Source organism: Streptomyces sp. NPDC059861, assembly GCF_042731435.1.
GTDB lineage: Bacteria > Actinomycetota > Actinomycetes > Streptomycetales > Streptomycetaceae > Streptomyces.
This window is the reverse complement of sequence record NZ_JBHWJQ010000019.1, coordinates 102,135-116,747: the sequence shown is the minus strand read 5'-3', so window position 1 is coordinate 116,747 and position 14,613 is coordinate 102,135. Positions and strand designations below refer to the sequence as shown.

Sequence of the window (14,613 nt, the reverse complement as noted above, 5' to 3'; positions counted from 1 at the left end):
GATGACAAGACGCCACCCTTGGGCGAGCCGCACCGCCGCCACCGCCCTCGCCGCGGCCGCCCTCGTGGCCATCGCCGCCCCCGCCGAGGCCGCCACCAGCACTGCCTCGACCACCGCGGCCACCGCCGCCGCGGACGTCGACTACGCCACCTGGCAGCGGGACTGCCAGGCCGTGATGGACCAGGCACTGCCGTACCTCAAGCAGCGGATCGCCCAGGCCGGGCCGGGCGAGAAGCAGGCGATCGTCTTCGACATCGACAACACCACGCTGGAGACCGACTTCGGCTTCAGCTTCCCGCAGCCGGCCAACAAGCCCGCCCTGAACGTCGCGAAGTACGCCCAGGACCGCGGCGTCGACATCTTCTTCGTCACCGCCCGCCCGGGCATCATCCACCTGCCCACCGAGTGGAACCTGGAGCAGGTCGGCTACGAGGTCGACGGCCTCTACGTCCGCGGCTTCTTCGACCTCTTCAAGAACGTCGCCGACTACAAGACGGCCCAGCGGGTGAACATCGAGTCCAAGGGCTACACGATCATCGCCAACATCGGCAACAACACCACCGACCTGTCGGGCGGCCACGCCGAGAAGACCTACAAGCTGCCGGACTACGACGGCCAGCTGTCGTAGCACCCGGGCATGCGAAAGGGGCCGGTGCCTCGACGGCACCGGCCCCTCACGTGTGCGGCGTTACGCGTCCTTGCTCAGGTTCGGACCCGCTCCGCCGGCCGCCTGCTCGATCGGCGGGACGTCCGGCAGGGCCGACTTCTCCTCGCCGCGGAAGGTGAAGGTCTTGCTGTCGCCCTCACCCTCGGTGTCCACGACCACGATGTGGCCGGGACGCAGCTCGCCGAAGAGGATCTTCTCCGACAGGGAGTCCTCGATCTCGCGCTGGATGGTGCGGCGCAGCGGCCGGGCACCCAGCACGGGGTCGTAACCCTTCTGTGCCAGCAGCTCCTTGGCGGACTGGGAGAGCTCGATGCCCATGTCCCGGTCCTTCAGGCGCTCGTCCACCTTGCCGACCATCAGGTCGACGATCCGCAGGATGTCGCCCTGGGTCAGCTGCGGGAAGACGACCACGTCGTCGACGCGGTTGAGGAACTCGGGCCGGAAGTGCTGCTTGAGCTCGTCCGAGACCTTGTTCTTCATGCGCTCGTAGTTGGACTTCGTGTCACCCTGCGCCGCGAAGCCCAGGTTGAAGCCCTTGGAGATGTCCCGGGTGCCGAGGTTGGTCGTCATGATGATGACCGTGTTCTTGAAGTCGACGACCCGGCCCTGGGAGTCGGTCAGGCGACCGTCCTCCAGGATCTGCAGCAGCGAGTTGAAGATGTCCGGGTGGGCCTTCTCCACCTCGTCGAAGAGGACGACGGAGAACGGCTTGCGGCGGACCTTCTCGGTCAGCTGGCCACCCTCTTCGTAGCCCACGTAACCGGGGGGCGAGCCGAAGAGACGCGACACCGTGTGCTTCTCGCTGAACTCCGACATGTCGAGGGAGATCAGCGCGTCCTCGTCACCGAAGAGAAACTCGGCGAGGGCCTTGGACAGCTCGGTCTTACCGACACCGGAGGGGCCGGCGAAGATGAACGAGCCACCCGGACGCTTCGGGTCCTTCAGACCGGCACGCGTACGGCGGATCGCCTTCGACAGCGCCTTGACGGCGTCGACCTGGCCGATGACCCGCTTGTGGAGCTCGTCCTCCATGCGGAGCAGACGCGAGGACTCCTCCTCCGTCAGCTTGAAGACCGGGATGCCGGTGGCCGTGGCGAGGACCTCGGCGATCAGCTCGCCGTCGACCTCGGCGACGACGTCCATGTCGCCGGCCTTCCACTCCTTCTCCCGCTTCGCCTTCGCGGCCAGGAGCTGCTTCTCCTTGTCGCGCAGGGAGGCCGCCTTCTCGAAGTCCTGCGAGTCGATCGCGGACTCCTTGTCCCGGCGGACACCGGCGATCTTCTCGTCGAACTCGCGCAGGTCCGGCGGAGCGGTCATCCGGCGGATGCGCATCCGGGAACCGGCCTCGTCGATCAGGTCGATCGCCTTGTCCGGCAGGAAGCGGTCCGAGATGTACCGGTCGGCCAGGGTTGCGGCCTGGACCAGTGCCTCGTCGGTGATGGAGACGCGGTGGTGCGCCTCGTACCGGTCCCGCAGACCCTTGAGGATCTCGATGGTGTGCGGCAGGGACGGCTCCGCGACCTGGATGGGCTGGAAGCGGCGCTCAAGGGCCGCGTCCTTCTCCAGGTGCTTGCGGTACTCGTCCAGCGTGGTGGCGCCGATGGTCTGCAGCTCCCCACGGGCCAGCATCGGCTTGAGGATGCTCGCGGCGTCGATGGCGCCCTCGGCGGCACCCGCACCGACCAGCGTGTGCAGCTCGTCGATGAACAGGATGATGTCGCCGCGGGTGCGGATCTCCTTGAGCACCTTCTTCAGGCGCTCCTCGAAGTCACCGCGGTAGCGGGAGCCGGCGACCAGCGCGCCGAGGTCCAGGGTGTAGAGGTGCTTGTCCTTGAGGGTCTCGGGCACCTCGCCCTTGACGATGGCCTGAGCGAGGCCCTCGACTACGGCGGTCTTGCCGACGCCGGGCTCACCGATCAGGACCGGGTTGTTCTTTGTACGGCGGGACAGCACCTGCATGACCCGCTCGATCTCCTTCTCGCGCCCGATGACCGGGTCGAGCTTGGACTCACGAGCGGCCTGGGTGAGGTTCCGGCCGAACTGGTCGAGGACCAGGGACGTGGAGGGGGTGCCCTCGGCAGGACCGCCACTGGCGCCGGCGGTCTCCTTGCCCTGGTAACCGGAGAGCAGCTGGATCACCTGCTGCCGCACCCGGTTGAGATCTGCGCCCAGCTTGACCAGGACCTGGGCGGCGACGCCCTCGCCCTCACGGATCAGGCCGAGCAGGATGTGCTCCGTGCCGATGTAGTTGTGGCCCAGCTGAAGGGCCTCGCGGAGCGACAGCTCCAGGACCTTCTTGGCACGGGGGGTGAAGGGGATGTGCCCGGACGGGGCCTGCTGGCCCTGGCCGATGATCTCCTCCACCTGCTGGCGGACCGCCTCGAGCGAAATCCCGAGGCTCTCAAGGGCCTTGGCGGCGACACCCTCACCCTCATGGATCAGGCCCAGGAGGATGTGCTCGGTGCCGATGTAGTTGTGGTTGAGCATCCGGGCTTCTTCCTGAGCCAGGACGACAACCCGCCGCGCGCGGTCGGTGAACCTCTCGAACATCGTTAATCGCTCCTCAGAGCGGTCAGGCAGTGGGGGGAACTTCCCCTCCCTGTCCTTCCGCAGCTTAGTCCCGCAAGCGGGGACCGCTCATTCCAACTGCCGACACCGTCGATGGCCTCCTGACCCCGAACGCCGACATCTGCTCCAACCCGATGGTGCGAGACGATGTTCCCGCAGGCCAGGCAGTTACCCCCACCATCAGTACGCCGATGGCGAACGCGAGACGGCCTCGCCTGCGTGTCGCCCCCTCTCACTAGGGATGTCTTACCCGCTCGCACTGACAGTCCATGCCGTGCGCCCCCGTTCCCTCCGCTATGGGCGAACAACCTTGCGCCACCCCGCACCCCCACACGCCCCCTTTTTCGCCACTCTGCGCATCAACAGCAACACCCAGCGTAACTCGAACGCGGTTTTGACGGTTTCACTTGGCATGGTTGGCGCAATGCCCTGGGTTCCGCCCCCACGGCGCCCTTCCCATCAGGGCGATCGGGTGAGGCGGTGGTACGAGCACGAGCTGGGCTGGCCGACCGTGCCGGGCACCCCGCTCCACCTGTCGGTGGGCTCGCGCTTCGACGTCCTGGACGTAGCGGTCGAGGCGGGCCTCGCGGGTCTGCGGCACCTTGTTCCGGGGTCTCCGGTGGCCGTCCAGGGTGACCGGATGCGGCTGCTGGTGGCGCCGGGGAGCGCGGAGGAGCTGCCGGGGGTGCTGGACTGGCTGGAGTGGGGTGGCCTGCCGCTGGATCTGCGGGTCGTCGGCGGGGAGGGCGGGAGCGCCTCCACGGAGGCTCCGCTTCCGCCGGGCGGCGACGCGGCCGGCTGGAGCGGCGAGGAGCTCATCGCTGACCCCGAGGGGGGTGGTGGCTCCGGGGATCCCTGGGGCTGCTCCCGGGGCTGTCACGGGGACGACCGAGGCTGTCAGGGGGACTGCCGGAGTTGTCACGGGGACCGCTGGAGTTCTCTGCAGGGGGCCGCTGTGTGGCTGCGGCCCCCCGAGCCGGGGTGCGAGGTCGAGGCCTCGCTGCCGACGCTGTCGGCCATGGGGGGCGTTGGGGGCGCCCCCGATCTCGTACGGCTGCTGGACACGGTGGCGACTCACTGCCACCGGATCCGGCTGCGACGCGCGTGTGCTCAGCCGTTGGCCTTCTCGTAAGCCTCGCGAATGGACGCGGGAACACGACCACGGTCGTTGACCTCGTAACCGTTCTCCTTCGCCCACGCACGGATCGCAGCGGTGTCCTGGCCGCCACCGGACGCGGCACGCGCCTTTCCGCGCCCTCCGGAAGCACGGCCGCCAGTACGCCGACCACCCTTCACATAGGGGTCAAGAAGGCTGCGCAACTTGTCCGCATTGGTGGTCGTGAGATCGATCTCGTACGTCTTACCGTCCAGCGCGAACGTCACCGTCTCGTCCGCCTCGCCGCCGTCGAGGTCGTCGACAAGAAGGACCTGAACCTTCTGTGCCACCGCATTTCCTTTCATCGATAACGTTGAGGGCCGAGGGTCTGCGGCGTCCGCCGTTTCGCCGCCCCCTGTTATATGCAGTACTGCAGTACGTCGGAAAGCAAACCGCTTTTGCTGGAAAAACACAAACCCCCCGGGAGAGACCGGTGGACGACCCTCGCCCGGAAACATGCGCGTTTCGGACATAGGGAACCCGGGCAGCGGGCTCGGGCGGAATACTCCGGGCATACTCTCGGGCATACCCGCGGACATACCTCCCCGACATAGCCCGTCGACATCCCCCCGGCATACTCCCCCGCAAACCGTCGGCATACCCCGGCGATCACAGATGCAGAAGCATCCGGCTGTTGCCCAAGGTGTTCGGTTTCACTCGTTCGAGGCCCAGGAACTCCGCGACGCCCTCGTCATAGGAACGCAGCAGCTCCGCGTACACCTCGGTGTCCACCGGGGTCTCACCGATCTCCACGAAGCCGTGCCTGCTGAAGAAGTCGACTTCGAAGGTCAGACAGAAAACCCGGCGAACACCGAGCCACCGTGCGGTCTGCAGCAACTTCTCCAGCAACCGATGACCGACGCCGGCGCCCCTGAGGCCGGGCTTCACGGCGAGAGTGCGGACTTCCGCGAGGTCTTCCCACATCACGTGCAGTGCGCCGCAGCCGACGACCTCGGCGTTGTCGTCCCGTTCCGCGACCCAGAACTCCTGGATGTCCTCGTAAAGCGTCACCGTGGCTTTGTCGAGCAGGATGCCGCCGCGGACGAAGGAGTCGAGGAGTCGGCGGACGGCGGGGACATCGCTGGTCCGGGCCCGGCGGACGGTGATGGCTTTAGCGGTGACTTCGGGGTTCTCGGCGGAGGGGCTCTCTGCGGACATGAGCGGACGCTATCGCCCGGAAGCCTCCGGGGCGGAGCCGGGGTTCTCGGCAGAGATGCCGGTGGACGTGTCCGTGGACATCTCGGTGGAGGGGCCGGTGGGCTTGTCGCCGTGGTTGTCGTTCTGGACGTCGGTGCGGTTCTCGTCCCGGGTATCGGGGCGGGTATTCGTGGCTTCGGGCGGTTGGGCTCGTTCGGTGCTCTGGAGCGGCCCGGGGGGGCTGGGGGCCGGCTCGGGGGTTTCCGGGATGTTCACGATGCGTACCGCGTCGCGCAGCGCCTGGCGCTGTTCCTCGCTCATCATGCCGAAGAAGGCGACCAGCGCGGCCGCGGCGTTGTCGCTCTGCGACCATGCGTCGTTCATCAGGGCCGCGGCGTAGGCGGCTCGGGTGGAGACCGCCTCATATCGATAGGCCCGCCCTTCCGCCTCGCGGCGCACCCAGCCCTTCTGATGGAGATTGTCCAAAACGGTCATCACCGTGGTGTAGGCGATGGTCCGTCCCTGCTGAAGATCTTCCAGGACTTCTCGAACGGTCACCGGGCGGTTCCACTTCCACACCCGCGTCATGACCGCGTCTTCGAGTTCTCCCAATGGGCGAGGCACAGTTCAGCACAATAGTGGTAAATCCGGGTTATGGCGTGCTGGACGGGAACTTTTCTGTGTGAAGGAGAACAAAAAGGGCGTACGACCCTGAAGGGGAGTCGTACGCCCTGGGTGGCGCGGGTGGGGCGGAGGCGCTTCGGCCGGGGTGGTGCCGCCTGTCAGGCGTCGCCTGTCGCGGAGGACCGGCGGGTGCCCTCCGCGCGGGCGAGGGCGGCGTCGACGGCCGCGTCCTCCTTGGCCTTGTTGGCGCCGCCCTGGGTCTTCACGATCACCCGGATCACGCCGATGAAGAAGACGGCCATGACGGCCGGGGGGAGAAGCGCGGAGACGTAGTCCATGGGTCCAGGGTAGTGGCGGGCGGCCGGGCCGGGTGCCCGGGGCCGCGCCTGGACTTCAGACCGCCGCGAGCTGCTGCGAAGGCGTCGCCGGGGGCTGAGGTGGCTTGCGGCGGGGGAAGACCTCGCCCGGGGTGGGGACGGGGCGGCGGGTGGGCTTCGGGGTGGGTCCGGGGGCGGCCGGGGAGGGTGGGCCGGGCTTCTCGGCCGGCCGCTTCTCGGGTTTGCGCTCCGGTTCGGCGGGGTTCTCCGCGTCGGCGTGGGGGGTGGGGGCGAACGTGAGGTTCGCCAGGCCGCCGGGGAGGGCGTGGAGGTGGGTGCGGGTGGCCGGGATACGGGGCGTGGGCGTGAGTGCCGGGGTGGGGGTGGGCGAGAGAGCGCTGCGGGTGAGGCGCGCACGGACGTCCTGTTCGGCGAGGCGCTGACAGTGGTCCAGGAGCGCGGCGGCCGTGGGGTTGCCGCGGAGGGCGCGGAGGGCGGCCAGGTCGTCGGGATGGGGGCGGTGTCCGGCGCGCAGGGCCTCCTCCAGGAGCGTGAGGTAGCCGGCCGCGGTGCCTGGGAGGGCGGCGCGGTAGCGGGCCAGGTCGGCCACGAGGAAGGCCCGCAGGCGGGCGCCCTCGCGCATTGCCTCGTCGAGCGACTCGGCCAGGCGATGGCAGTCCTGGACGTCCTCGGCCGAGGTCTGGCCGGGGTGGAGGGCAAGGGCGAGAGCGCGTCGGAGCACACGCAGCTCCGCCGCACCGAACGCCATGCCGCCGCGGGATCCGTGTGGCGTGGGCATGCGGCGACGATACGCGCTAATCAGACAAACCGGGTGGTAGGAGGGTGGGTGTGGCGTGGGTGCCACTCGGGTGGACGGGGCCGTGGGGGTGCCTGCGCCGCCGGTGCGGGTGGGTGCTTGGTTGCTGTGGCGCCCAAGGTGCGGGTTCGTGTCGGGGCCGTGCCGGGGGGTGACCGTCCTCGGAACGGTGCGGAATCGGTTCCTTACCGACTCGCCCGTGTTGACGCGCCAACCGCTGCGGGCGGACACCCCCGGGCACGGGTGGGCGCGGCGGCGCCCGTCGCGGCGGGCTACATGCGGGAGACGTTGCGTTCGTAGACCAGGCGGAGGCCTATCAGGGTCAGCCACGGTTCGTGTTCGTCGATGACCGAGGATTCGCCCAGGACCATGGGGGCCAGGCCGCCCGTCGCGATCACTGTGACGTCGTCGGGGTCGGTCGCGAGTTCGCGGGCCATGCGGTTGACGACTCCGTCGACCTGGCCCGCGAAGCCGTAGACGATGCCGGACTGCATGGCCTCGACCGTGTTCTTGCCGATCACGCTGCGGGGGCGGGCAACCTCGATCTTGCGGAGCTGGGCGCCTCTGACGCCGAGGGCCTCGACGGAGATCTCGATGCCGGGGGCGATGACGCCGCCGACGTACTCCCCGCGCGCGCTGACCGCGTCGAACGTCGTCGCCGTGCCGAAGTCGACCACGATGGCCGGGCCACCGAAGAGTTCGACCGCCGCCACGGCGTTGATGATGCGGTCGGCGCCGACCTCCTTGGGGTTGTCCGTGAGGATCGGGACGCCCGTCTTGACGCCCGGTTCGACGAGGACGGCGGGGACGTCGCCGTAGTAGCGGCGGGTCACCTCGCGGAGTTCGTGCAGCACCGAGGGGACCGTCGCGCAGATCGCGATGCCGTCGATGCCGTCGCCCAGGTCGTCGCCGAGGAGCGGGTGCATGCCCATCAGGCCCTGCAGGAGCACCGCCAGCTCGTCCGCCGTGCGGCGGGCGTCGGTGGAGATGCGCCAGTGCTCGACGATCTCGTCGCCGTCGAACAGGCCCAGGACCGTGTGCGTGTTGCCTACGTCGATCGTCAGCAGCATGGCCGGTTCCCCCTCCCTACTCCGCCGCTCGCAGATCCAGGCCGATGTCCAGGATCGGCGCGGAGTGCGTCAGGGCGCCCACGGCCAGGTAGTCGACCCCGGTGTCGGCGTATGCCTTGGCGTTGTCGAGGGTGAGGCGGCCGGATGCCTCCAGGGCCGCGCGGCCGTGCACGAGGGCGACCGCCTCCTCGCATTCGCCCGGCGTGAAGTTGTCCAGCAGGATCAGGTCGGCGCCGGCGTCCACGACCTCGCGGAGCTGGTGCAGCGTGTCGACCTCGACCTCGATCGGGACGTCCGGGAAGGTCTCCCGGACGGCCTGGAAGGCCTGGGCGACGCCGCCCGCGGCGACCACGTGGTTGTCCTTGACCAGGGCCGCGTCGGAGAGGGACATGCGGTGGTTGACGCCGCCGCCGCAACGGACGGCGAACTTCTCGAGGGAGCGCAGGCCCGGCGTGGTCTTTCGGGTGTCGCGGACCTTCGCCGTCGTGCCGTCGAGTACGTCCGCCCACGCGCGGGTGGCCGTCGCGATGCCCGACAGGCGGCACAGGAGGTTGAGCGCGCTGCGTTCGGCGGTGAGCAGGTCCCGGGTGCGGGTGGTGAGGGAGAGGAGCTTCTGGCCTTCCGTCACGCGGTCGCCGTCCTCGACGTGCCGCTCGACCTCGAACTCGTCCTCGCAGACGATCGACATCACGGCCTCGGCGACCCGCAGGCCCGCCACGACGCCCGCCTCGCGTGCCACGAAGTCGGCCGTCGCCACCGCGTCCTCGGGGATGGTCGCGACCGTCGTCACGTCCACGCCGCCCGCGAGGTCCTCCTGGACGGCCATGTTGGCGATGTCCTCGACCTCCACGGGGTCGAGTCCGGCGTCGGCCAGCAGCTGGGCGAGTGCGGGGTCGAGGCCGCACTCCAGGTATTCCTCGCCGGCGCCGCAGGCGCAGCCGTCACCGCAGCCGTCGGACGGGACGAGGGGAAGGTCGGGGGTGCTCACTGCTGTCACTGCTCCTGGGGACGCTGCGCCGGGTGGTGCATGGGGGTGCCCCCTGCTCGAGCGGAGCCGAGAACTTGGGGGAGGGTTGGGGGGAAGTCTGCGGTATCGGTGGTGCGTACGGCGAGTGTGCGGTCCGGATTCAGCCTCACGACGATGTGGCGGTGCCACGTGCTGTCGTCACGGTCGGGGTGGTCCTCCCGCCAGTGGCAGCCTCGGGTCTCCTCGCGGAGCCGTGCGGCGGCCACCAGGACGCGGGCCACGCACAGGAGGTTGGTGGCCTCCCAGGTGTCCACGCCGGGCTCGGCCGTCTTGCCGTTCTCGTGCAGGGCCTCACGGGCGTCGGCGTGCAGGCGGTGGAGCTGCTCGGCCGCCTTGGTGAGGGAGTCGGCGGAGCGCAGGACCCCGGCGCCCTCGGTCATGATCCGCTGGATCGTGAAGCGGTCCTCGGGGGCGAGGAGGGGGTGCGCGGGCTGCTCCGGGTGCAGGAGGGGGGCCGGCACACGCGCGTGGAGGTCGTCGCGGCGGTGGGTCACCGCGATGTCGTGGGCGATGCGCTCTGCGTAGACCAGGCCTTCGAGGAGGCTGTTGGAGGCGAGCCGGTTGGCGCCGTGCACGCCCGTGCAGGCGACCTCCCCGCACGCGTACAGCCCGGGGACCGTCGTGCGGCCCTGGGAGTCCGTGCGGACGCCCCCGGAGGCGTAGTGGGCGGCCGGGGCGATCGGGATCGGTTCGTGGACCGGGTCGATGTCGTGGGCGCGGCAGGCGGCGAGGATCGTGGGGAAGCGGTGCTCCCACATGTCGGCGCCGAAGTGCCGGGCGTCGAGGAACATGTGCTCGGCGTTCTGCTCCTGCATACGCCGCATGATGCCCTTGGCGACGATGTCCCGGGGAGCGAGTTCGGCGAGCTCGTGCTGCCCCACCATGAAGCGCACGCCGCCGGCGTCCACCAGGTGCGCGCCCTCGCCCCGTACCGCCTCGGAGACCAGGGGCTGCTGGCCCTCCGCCTCCGGGCCCAGGAACAGCACCGTGGGATGGAACTGGACGAATTCGAGGTCGCTGACCTCCGCGCCCGCGCGCAGGGCGAGGGCCACGCCGTCGCCGGTGGAGACCGAGGGGTTGGTCGTCGCCGAGAAGACCTGGCCCATGCCGCCGGTCGCGAGCACCACCGCCGGCGCGTGCACCGCGCCCACCCCGTCGTGCTGGCCCTCGCCCATGACGTGCAGGGTGACGCCCGCCGTGCGGCCGTCGGCGTCCGTGAGGAGGTCCAGGACCAGGGCGTTCTCGATCGTGCGCAGGCCACGCGCGCGTACCGCCTCCACGAGGGCACGGGAGATCTCCGCGCCGGTCGCGTCGCCGCCCGCGTGGGCGATACGGCGGCGGTGGTGGCCGCCCTCGCGGGTGAGCGCCAGTTCGCCCTCGGTGGACTCGTCGAAGTGCGCGCCGGTCTCGATCAGGCGGCGTACGGCGTCGGGCCCCTCGGTGACGAGGATCCGCACCGCGTCCACGTCGCACAGCCCGGCGCCGGCCACCAGGGTGTCGTCCATGTGCTGTTCGGGGCTGTCGCCCTCGCCCAGGGCGGCGGCGATGCCGCCCTGGGCCCAGCGGGTGGAGCCGTCGTCGAGGCGCGCCTTGGTCACGACGACCGTGCGCAGGCCGGCGGCCTCGCAGCGCAGCGCCGCCGTCAGGCCGGCGACGCCGGAGCCGACGACCACGACGTCCGCGGGGATGGACCAGCCCGGAGTGGGGGCGTGCAGTCGTATGCCTGTGCTGGTCACGAGGCTGCTCCGAAGGTGAGGGGGACGTTGTCGATCAGCCGGGTCGTGCCGACCTTGGCGGCGACCGCGAGGACGGCCTCTCCCGTGAAGTCGTCCTCGATCTCGGTGAAGTCCTCGGGGTCCACCAGGGCCACGTAGTCCAGCACCAGGGGCGGGTCGAGGCGGACGGCGTCGTCGAGGACCAGGCGGGCGGCGGCGCGTACGGCGGACGGGCCACCGGGGACCGCCTTGGCGACGGCGTGCGCGTCGGCGGCGGCGCGGGACTCGCCGATGGCGCTCAGCGCCTCGGCACGCGCGCGCGTGGCGGGCACTTCACGCGCCCGCGCGCGCAGCGCCTCCTGGGCCGCGTGCCGGTCGCGGCCCGCGAACAGCGCGCGGGACAGCGCGAGCGCCGTGCGCCGCTCCTTGGGCGAGAGGTAGCGGTTGCGGCTGGACAGGGCCAGGCCGTCGTCCTCGCGCACGGTCGGTACGCCGACGATCTCGACGCCGAAGTTCAGATCCCGCGCCATCCGGCGGATCAGGGCGAGCTGCTGGGCATCCTTCTGCCCGAAGAACGCCACGTCGGGGCGGGTGAGGTGGAGCAGCTTGCCGACGACCGTGAGCATGCCGTCGAAGTGGCCGGGCCGGGAGGCGCCCTCGAGGCGTTCCCCCATGGCGCCCGCGCTGATGCGGACCTGGGGCTCGCCGCCGGGGTAGACCTCGTCCACGGCGGGGGCGAACACGACGTCCGCGCCGGCCTGCTCGGCGACCTTGAGGTCGGCCTCCAGGGTGCGCGGGTAGCGGTCGAGGTCCTCGCCCTCGCCGAACTGCAACGGGTTGACGAAGACCGTGACGACGACGAAGCCGTCCGGCCCGACGTGCCCGCGCGCGGTGCGCACGAGGGCGGCGTGGCCGTCGTGCAGGGCGCCCATCGTCATCACCACGGCGGTGCGACCGGGCACGGCGTGGTGTGCGCGCACCCGCGCCAGGTCGTCCGGCGTGGGGGCGAGTTCGAGGCTCCGGCGGCTCATCGGTCTTCCCCGTTCTCGGGCAGGGTCGTGTCCGCGGCGAGTACCCCGAGCAGGTCCTCCGCGAGTTCCGGCTTCAGCAACCCGTGCGCGAGCGCGCGGTCGGCGGTGGCGCGCGCCATCGCCAGATAGCCGGCGACGGCCTGCGGGGCGTGCCGGCGCAGCTCCGTGACGTGCGCGGCGACCGTGCCGGCGTCCCCACGCGCGACGGGGCCGGTCAGCGCCGCGTCACCGGAGCGCAGGGCGTTGTCCAGGGCGGCACCGAGCAGCGGGCCGAGCATCCGGTCGGGGGCCTCGACGCCGGCGGCGCGCAGCAGCTCCATGGACTGGGCGACCAGCGTGACCAGGTGGTTGGCGCCCAGCGCGAGCGCCGCGTGGTAGAGCGGGCGGTTCTCCTCGGCGATCCACTCGGGCTCGCCGCCCATCTCGATGACGAGCGCTTCGGCGGCCAGCCGCAGTTCGTCGGGGGCGGTGACCCCGAAGGAGCACCCTGCGAGGCGCTGGACGTCCACCGGCGTCCCCGTGAACGTCATCGCGGGGTGCAGGGCCAGCGGCAGCCCGCCGGCCCGCAGAGCGGGCTCCAGGACGTTCGCGCCGTACCGCCCGGAGGTGTGCACGAGCAGCTGCCCCGGCCGTACCGCCCCGGTGCCTGCGAGGCCGTCCACGAGGCCGGGCAGGGTGTCGTCGGGGACGGTCAGCAGGACCAGGTCGGCACGCTCCAGCACCTCGGCGGGCGGGACCACCGGTACGTCGGGCAGCAGCAGCGCGGCCCGCCTTCTGGAGGCGTCGGAGACCGCGGAGACGGCCACCGGACGGTGCCCGGCGAGCTGGAGGGACGCGGCGAGTGCGGGGCCCACGCGGCCGGCGCCGACGACGCCGACGGTGAGCCGCGCGGGGCGGTCCCTGGGGTCTGGCTGTTGGCTTGTACTCACGCGACGGCGGCCTTCCCGTTCCAGTCCGCTCCGGGTACCGGACGATTTCTCGTCATGTTAACGCGATTGGTTCGAAGGGCGTTCGGTTGTCCACAGGCTGTGGGTTGTGAAATCCGGTACTCGCCGTGGACCCCGCCCGGCATGATCGCGGCATGGCTGAGACGGCGAGGCAGTACGCGCGTGCCCCGGAGGATTCGGTCGAGGAGCGGCGCAAACGGCGCTTGGAGCGGCGCAGGACGGCATACCGGAGCGCGCGGCGGGTGCTCGCGCGATCGAGCGTGCTCGCGACGCTGCGGGAGCGTCTGGCGCTGCTGGAGACCGTCGAGGAGCTGTACGACCTGGACGAATCGGCGGACGTGTACGGCAACGGCATCGTGGAGGCCCTGGAGGCGAAGGTCGCCGGGCTGCTCGGCACGGAGGCCGCCGCGTTCTTCCCGACCGGCACGATGGCCCAGCAGGTGGCCCTGCGCTGCTGGGCCGGCCGCACCGGGAACCCGACCGTCGCGCTGCATCCGCTCGCCCACCCCGCAGTGCATGAGCGCGATGCGTTCGCGCAGGTCAGTGGCCTGCGCTCCGTTCATGTGCACAGGGAGCCACGGCTGCCGACCGCCGCCGAGATCCGGGAGTTCGAGGAGCCGTTCGGTGCACTGATGCTGGAGCTGCCGCTGCGGGACGCCGGTTTCGTGCTGCCTTCCTGGGAGGCGCTCAGCGAGGTGGTGAAGGCAGCGCGGGAGCGCGACGCGGTGGTGCACTTCGACGGCGCGCGCCTGTGGGAGACCACCGTCCATTTCGGCCGCCCCCTGCACGAGATCGCCGGCCTGGCGGACAGCGTGTACGTGTCGTTCTACAAGTCCCTCGACGGCTTCGGCGGCGCGGCGCTCGCGGGCCCCGGGGCACTGGTGGAGGAGGCGAAGGCCTGGCGGCACCGGTACGGCGGTCAGGTGTTCCAGCAGTTCCCGACCGTGCTGTCGGCGCTCGCCGGGCTGGCGCGGGAGCTGCCCCGGCTCCCCGACTACGTGCGGCACGCGCGCGTGGTGGCCGCCGCGCTGCGGGAGGGGTTCACGGCGGCCGGCGTGCCCTGGGCGCGCGTCCACCCCGATGAGCCCCACACCAACGAGTTCCAGGTATGGGTGCCCTACGACCCCGATGCCGCCGCCGAGGCGGCGGTGCGGCAGGCGGAGGAGACCGGGACCCTGCTCTTCGGCCGCTCGTGGGACGGCCCCGGCCCGGACCTCGCCGTCACGGAAATCGACGTACGGGCCGCGGGCCTGGAATGGACGGCGGACGAGGTGAGGGCGGCGGTCGCCGAGTTCGTCGCCCGGCTGCCGTAGCGGTCAGCATGTGGGCGGCGGTCGCCCGGCGGTCAGCCTGTGACCCCGCGCCCAGGGTGGAGCCACCGGCCCAGGGCGTGCCGTATCCGCCCCCGCGCCGGCCGTCCGGCGAGCACCGCGCGGAAGTCCTCTTCGGGACGTAATCACCGGACGGTTCGGGATCCGGAAGGCTCCGCGGCGGCCCCGGTGTGTGCCCAGGCCGCGTCGCACCGGACGTCGACGTC

The 14,613-nt window shown here is 71.0% G+C and carries 14 protein-coding genes; 3 read left to right on the top strand and 11 right to left on the bottom strand.

What is annotated here, in order from left to right; translation table 11 throughout:
* Nucleotide 1: 1 nt before the first annotated feature.
* Nucleotides 2–628: an HAD family acid phosphatase gene (locus ACFV6X_RS18820; protein ID WP_385384751.1), complete on the top strand. Its 627-nt coding sequence runs from the start codon at nucleotides 2–4 to the stop codon at nucleotides 626–628.
* A 60-nt stretch (nucleotides 629–688) separates the two neighbouring features.
* On the opposite strand, the gene ACFV6X_RS18815 is transcribed toward ACFV6X_RS18820, so the two are convergent.
* Nucleotides 689–3,217 carry an ATP-dependent Clp protease ATP-binding subunit gene (locus ACFV6X_RS18815; RefSeq protein ID WP_385384749.1) on the bottom strand — a complete coding sequence of 843 codons (2,529 nt, stop codon included), beginning with the start codon at nucleotides 3,215–3,217 and terminating at the stop codon, nucleotides 689–691.
* Nucleotides 3,218–3,647: 430 nt separating this feature from the next.
* Between ACFV6X_RS18815 and ACFV6X_RS18810 the strand changes: the two genes are divergently transcribed.
* Nucleotides 3,648–4,367, top strand: coding sequence for an SCO3374 family protein (locus ACFV6X_RS18810; RefSeq protein ID WP_385384747.1), 720 nt, complete (start codon nucleotides 3,648–3,650; stop codon nucleotides 4,365–4,367).
* Here ACFV6X_RS18810 and ACFV6X_RS18805 read toward each other — a convergent pair.
* The 10 genes from ACFV6X_RS18805 to ACFV6X_RS18760 form a co-directional block, all read right to left on the bottom strand.
* On the bottom strand, nucleotides 4,346–4,681 hold the full coding sequence (locus ACFV6X_RS18805) for an Lsr2 family protein (RefSeq protein ID WP_385384744.1): 336 nt from the start codon (nucleotides 4,679–4,681) through the stop codon (nucleotides 4,346–4,348). The two genes, ACFV6X_RS18810 and ACFV6X_RS18805, sit on opposite strands and share 22 nt — an antisense overlap.
* A 319-nt stretch (nucleotides 4,682–5,000) precedes the next feature.
* The gene (locus ACFV6X_RS18800; RefSeq protein WP_385384741.1) at nucleotides 5,001–5,549 is read right to left on the bottom strand and encodes an amino-acid N-acetyltransferase; all 549 of its coding nucleotides are present in this window, start codon (nucleotides 5,547–5,549) and stop codon (nucleotides 5,001–5,003) included.
* A gap of 9 nt (nucleotides 5,550–5,558) precedes the next feature.
* The gene (locus tag ACFV6X_RS18795; RefSeq protein ID WP_385384738.1) at nucleotides 5,559–6,116 is read right to left on the bottom strand and encodes a BlaI/MecI/CopY family transcriptional regulator; all 558 of its coding nucleotides are present in this window, start codon (nucleotides 6,114–6,116) and stop codon (nucleotides 5,559–5,561) included.
* A gap of 194 nt (nucleotides 6,117–6,310) precedes the next feature.
* Complete coding sequence (locus tag ACFV6X_RS18790; protein ID WP_385384735.1) at nucleotides 6,311–6,490, bottom strand: hypothetical protein; 180 nt, start codon at nucleotides 6,488–6,490, stop codon at nucleotides 6,311–6,313.
* Between the two features lie 55 nt (nucleotides 6,491–6,545).
* Nucleotides 6,546–7,238, bottom strand: a complete 693-nt coding sequence (locus ACFV6X_RS18785; RefSeq protein WP_385384799.1) for a hypothetical protein — start codon at nucleotides 7,236–7,238, stop codon at nucleotides 6,546–6,548.
* A gap of 320 nt (nucleotides 7,239–7,558) precedes the next feature.
* Nucleotides 7,559–8,356, bottom strand: a complete 798-nt coding sequence (locus ACFV6X_RS18780) for a type III pantothenate kinase (RefSeq protein WP_365450869.1) — start codon at nucleotides 8,354–8,356, stop codon at nucleotides 7,559–7,561.
* A gap of 16 nt (nucleotides 8,357–8,372) precedes the next feature.
* Nucleotides 8,373–9,344: a carboxylating nicotinate-nucleotide diphosphorylase gene (gene nadC, locus ACFV6X_RS18775; RefSeq protein WP_385384732.1), complete on the bottom strand. Its 972-nt coding sequence runs from the start codon at nucleotides 9,342–9,344 to the stop codon at nucleotides 8,373–8,375.
* A gap of 5 nt (nucleotides 9,345–9,349) precedes the next feature.
* Complete coding sequence (locus ACFV6X_RS18770) at nucleotides 9,350–11,119, bottom strand: L-aspartate oxidase (protein ID WP_385384730.1); 1,770 nt, start codon at nucleotides 11,117–11,119, stop codon at nucleotides 9,350–9,352.
* Entirely contained in the window at nucleotides 11,116–12,129 is a 1,014-nt protein-coding gene (gene panC / locus ACFV6X_RS18765) for a pantoate--beta-alanine ligase (RefSeq protein ID WP_385384728.1), read from the bottom strand. The genes ACFV6X_RS18770 and panC overlap by 4 nt, the downstream gene beginning before the upstream one ends.
* On the bottom strand, nucleotides 12,126–13,058 hold the full coding sequence (locus ACFV6X_RS18760) for a Rossmann-like and DUF2520 domain-containing protein (protein ID WP_385384726.1): 933 nt from the start codon (nucleotides 13,056–13,058) through the stop codon (nucleotides 12,126–12,128). The genes panC and ACFV6X_RS18760 overlap by 4 nt, the downstream gene beginning before the upstream one ends.
* Before the next feature lie 152 nt (nucleotides 13,059–13,210).
* Here ACFV6X_RS18760 and ACFV6X_RS18755 point away from each other — a divergent pair, with 152 nt between their 5' ends.
* Nucleotides 13,211–14,389, top strand: coding sequence for a threonine aldolase family protein (locus ACFV6X_RS18755; RefSeq protein ID WP_385384723.1), 1,179 nt, complete (start codon nucleotides 13,211–13,213; stop codon nucleotides 14,387–14,389).
* Nucleotides 14,390–14,613: the final 224 nt, after the last annotated feature.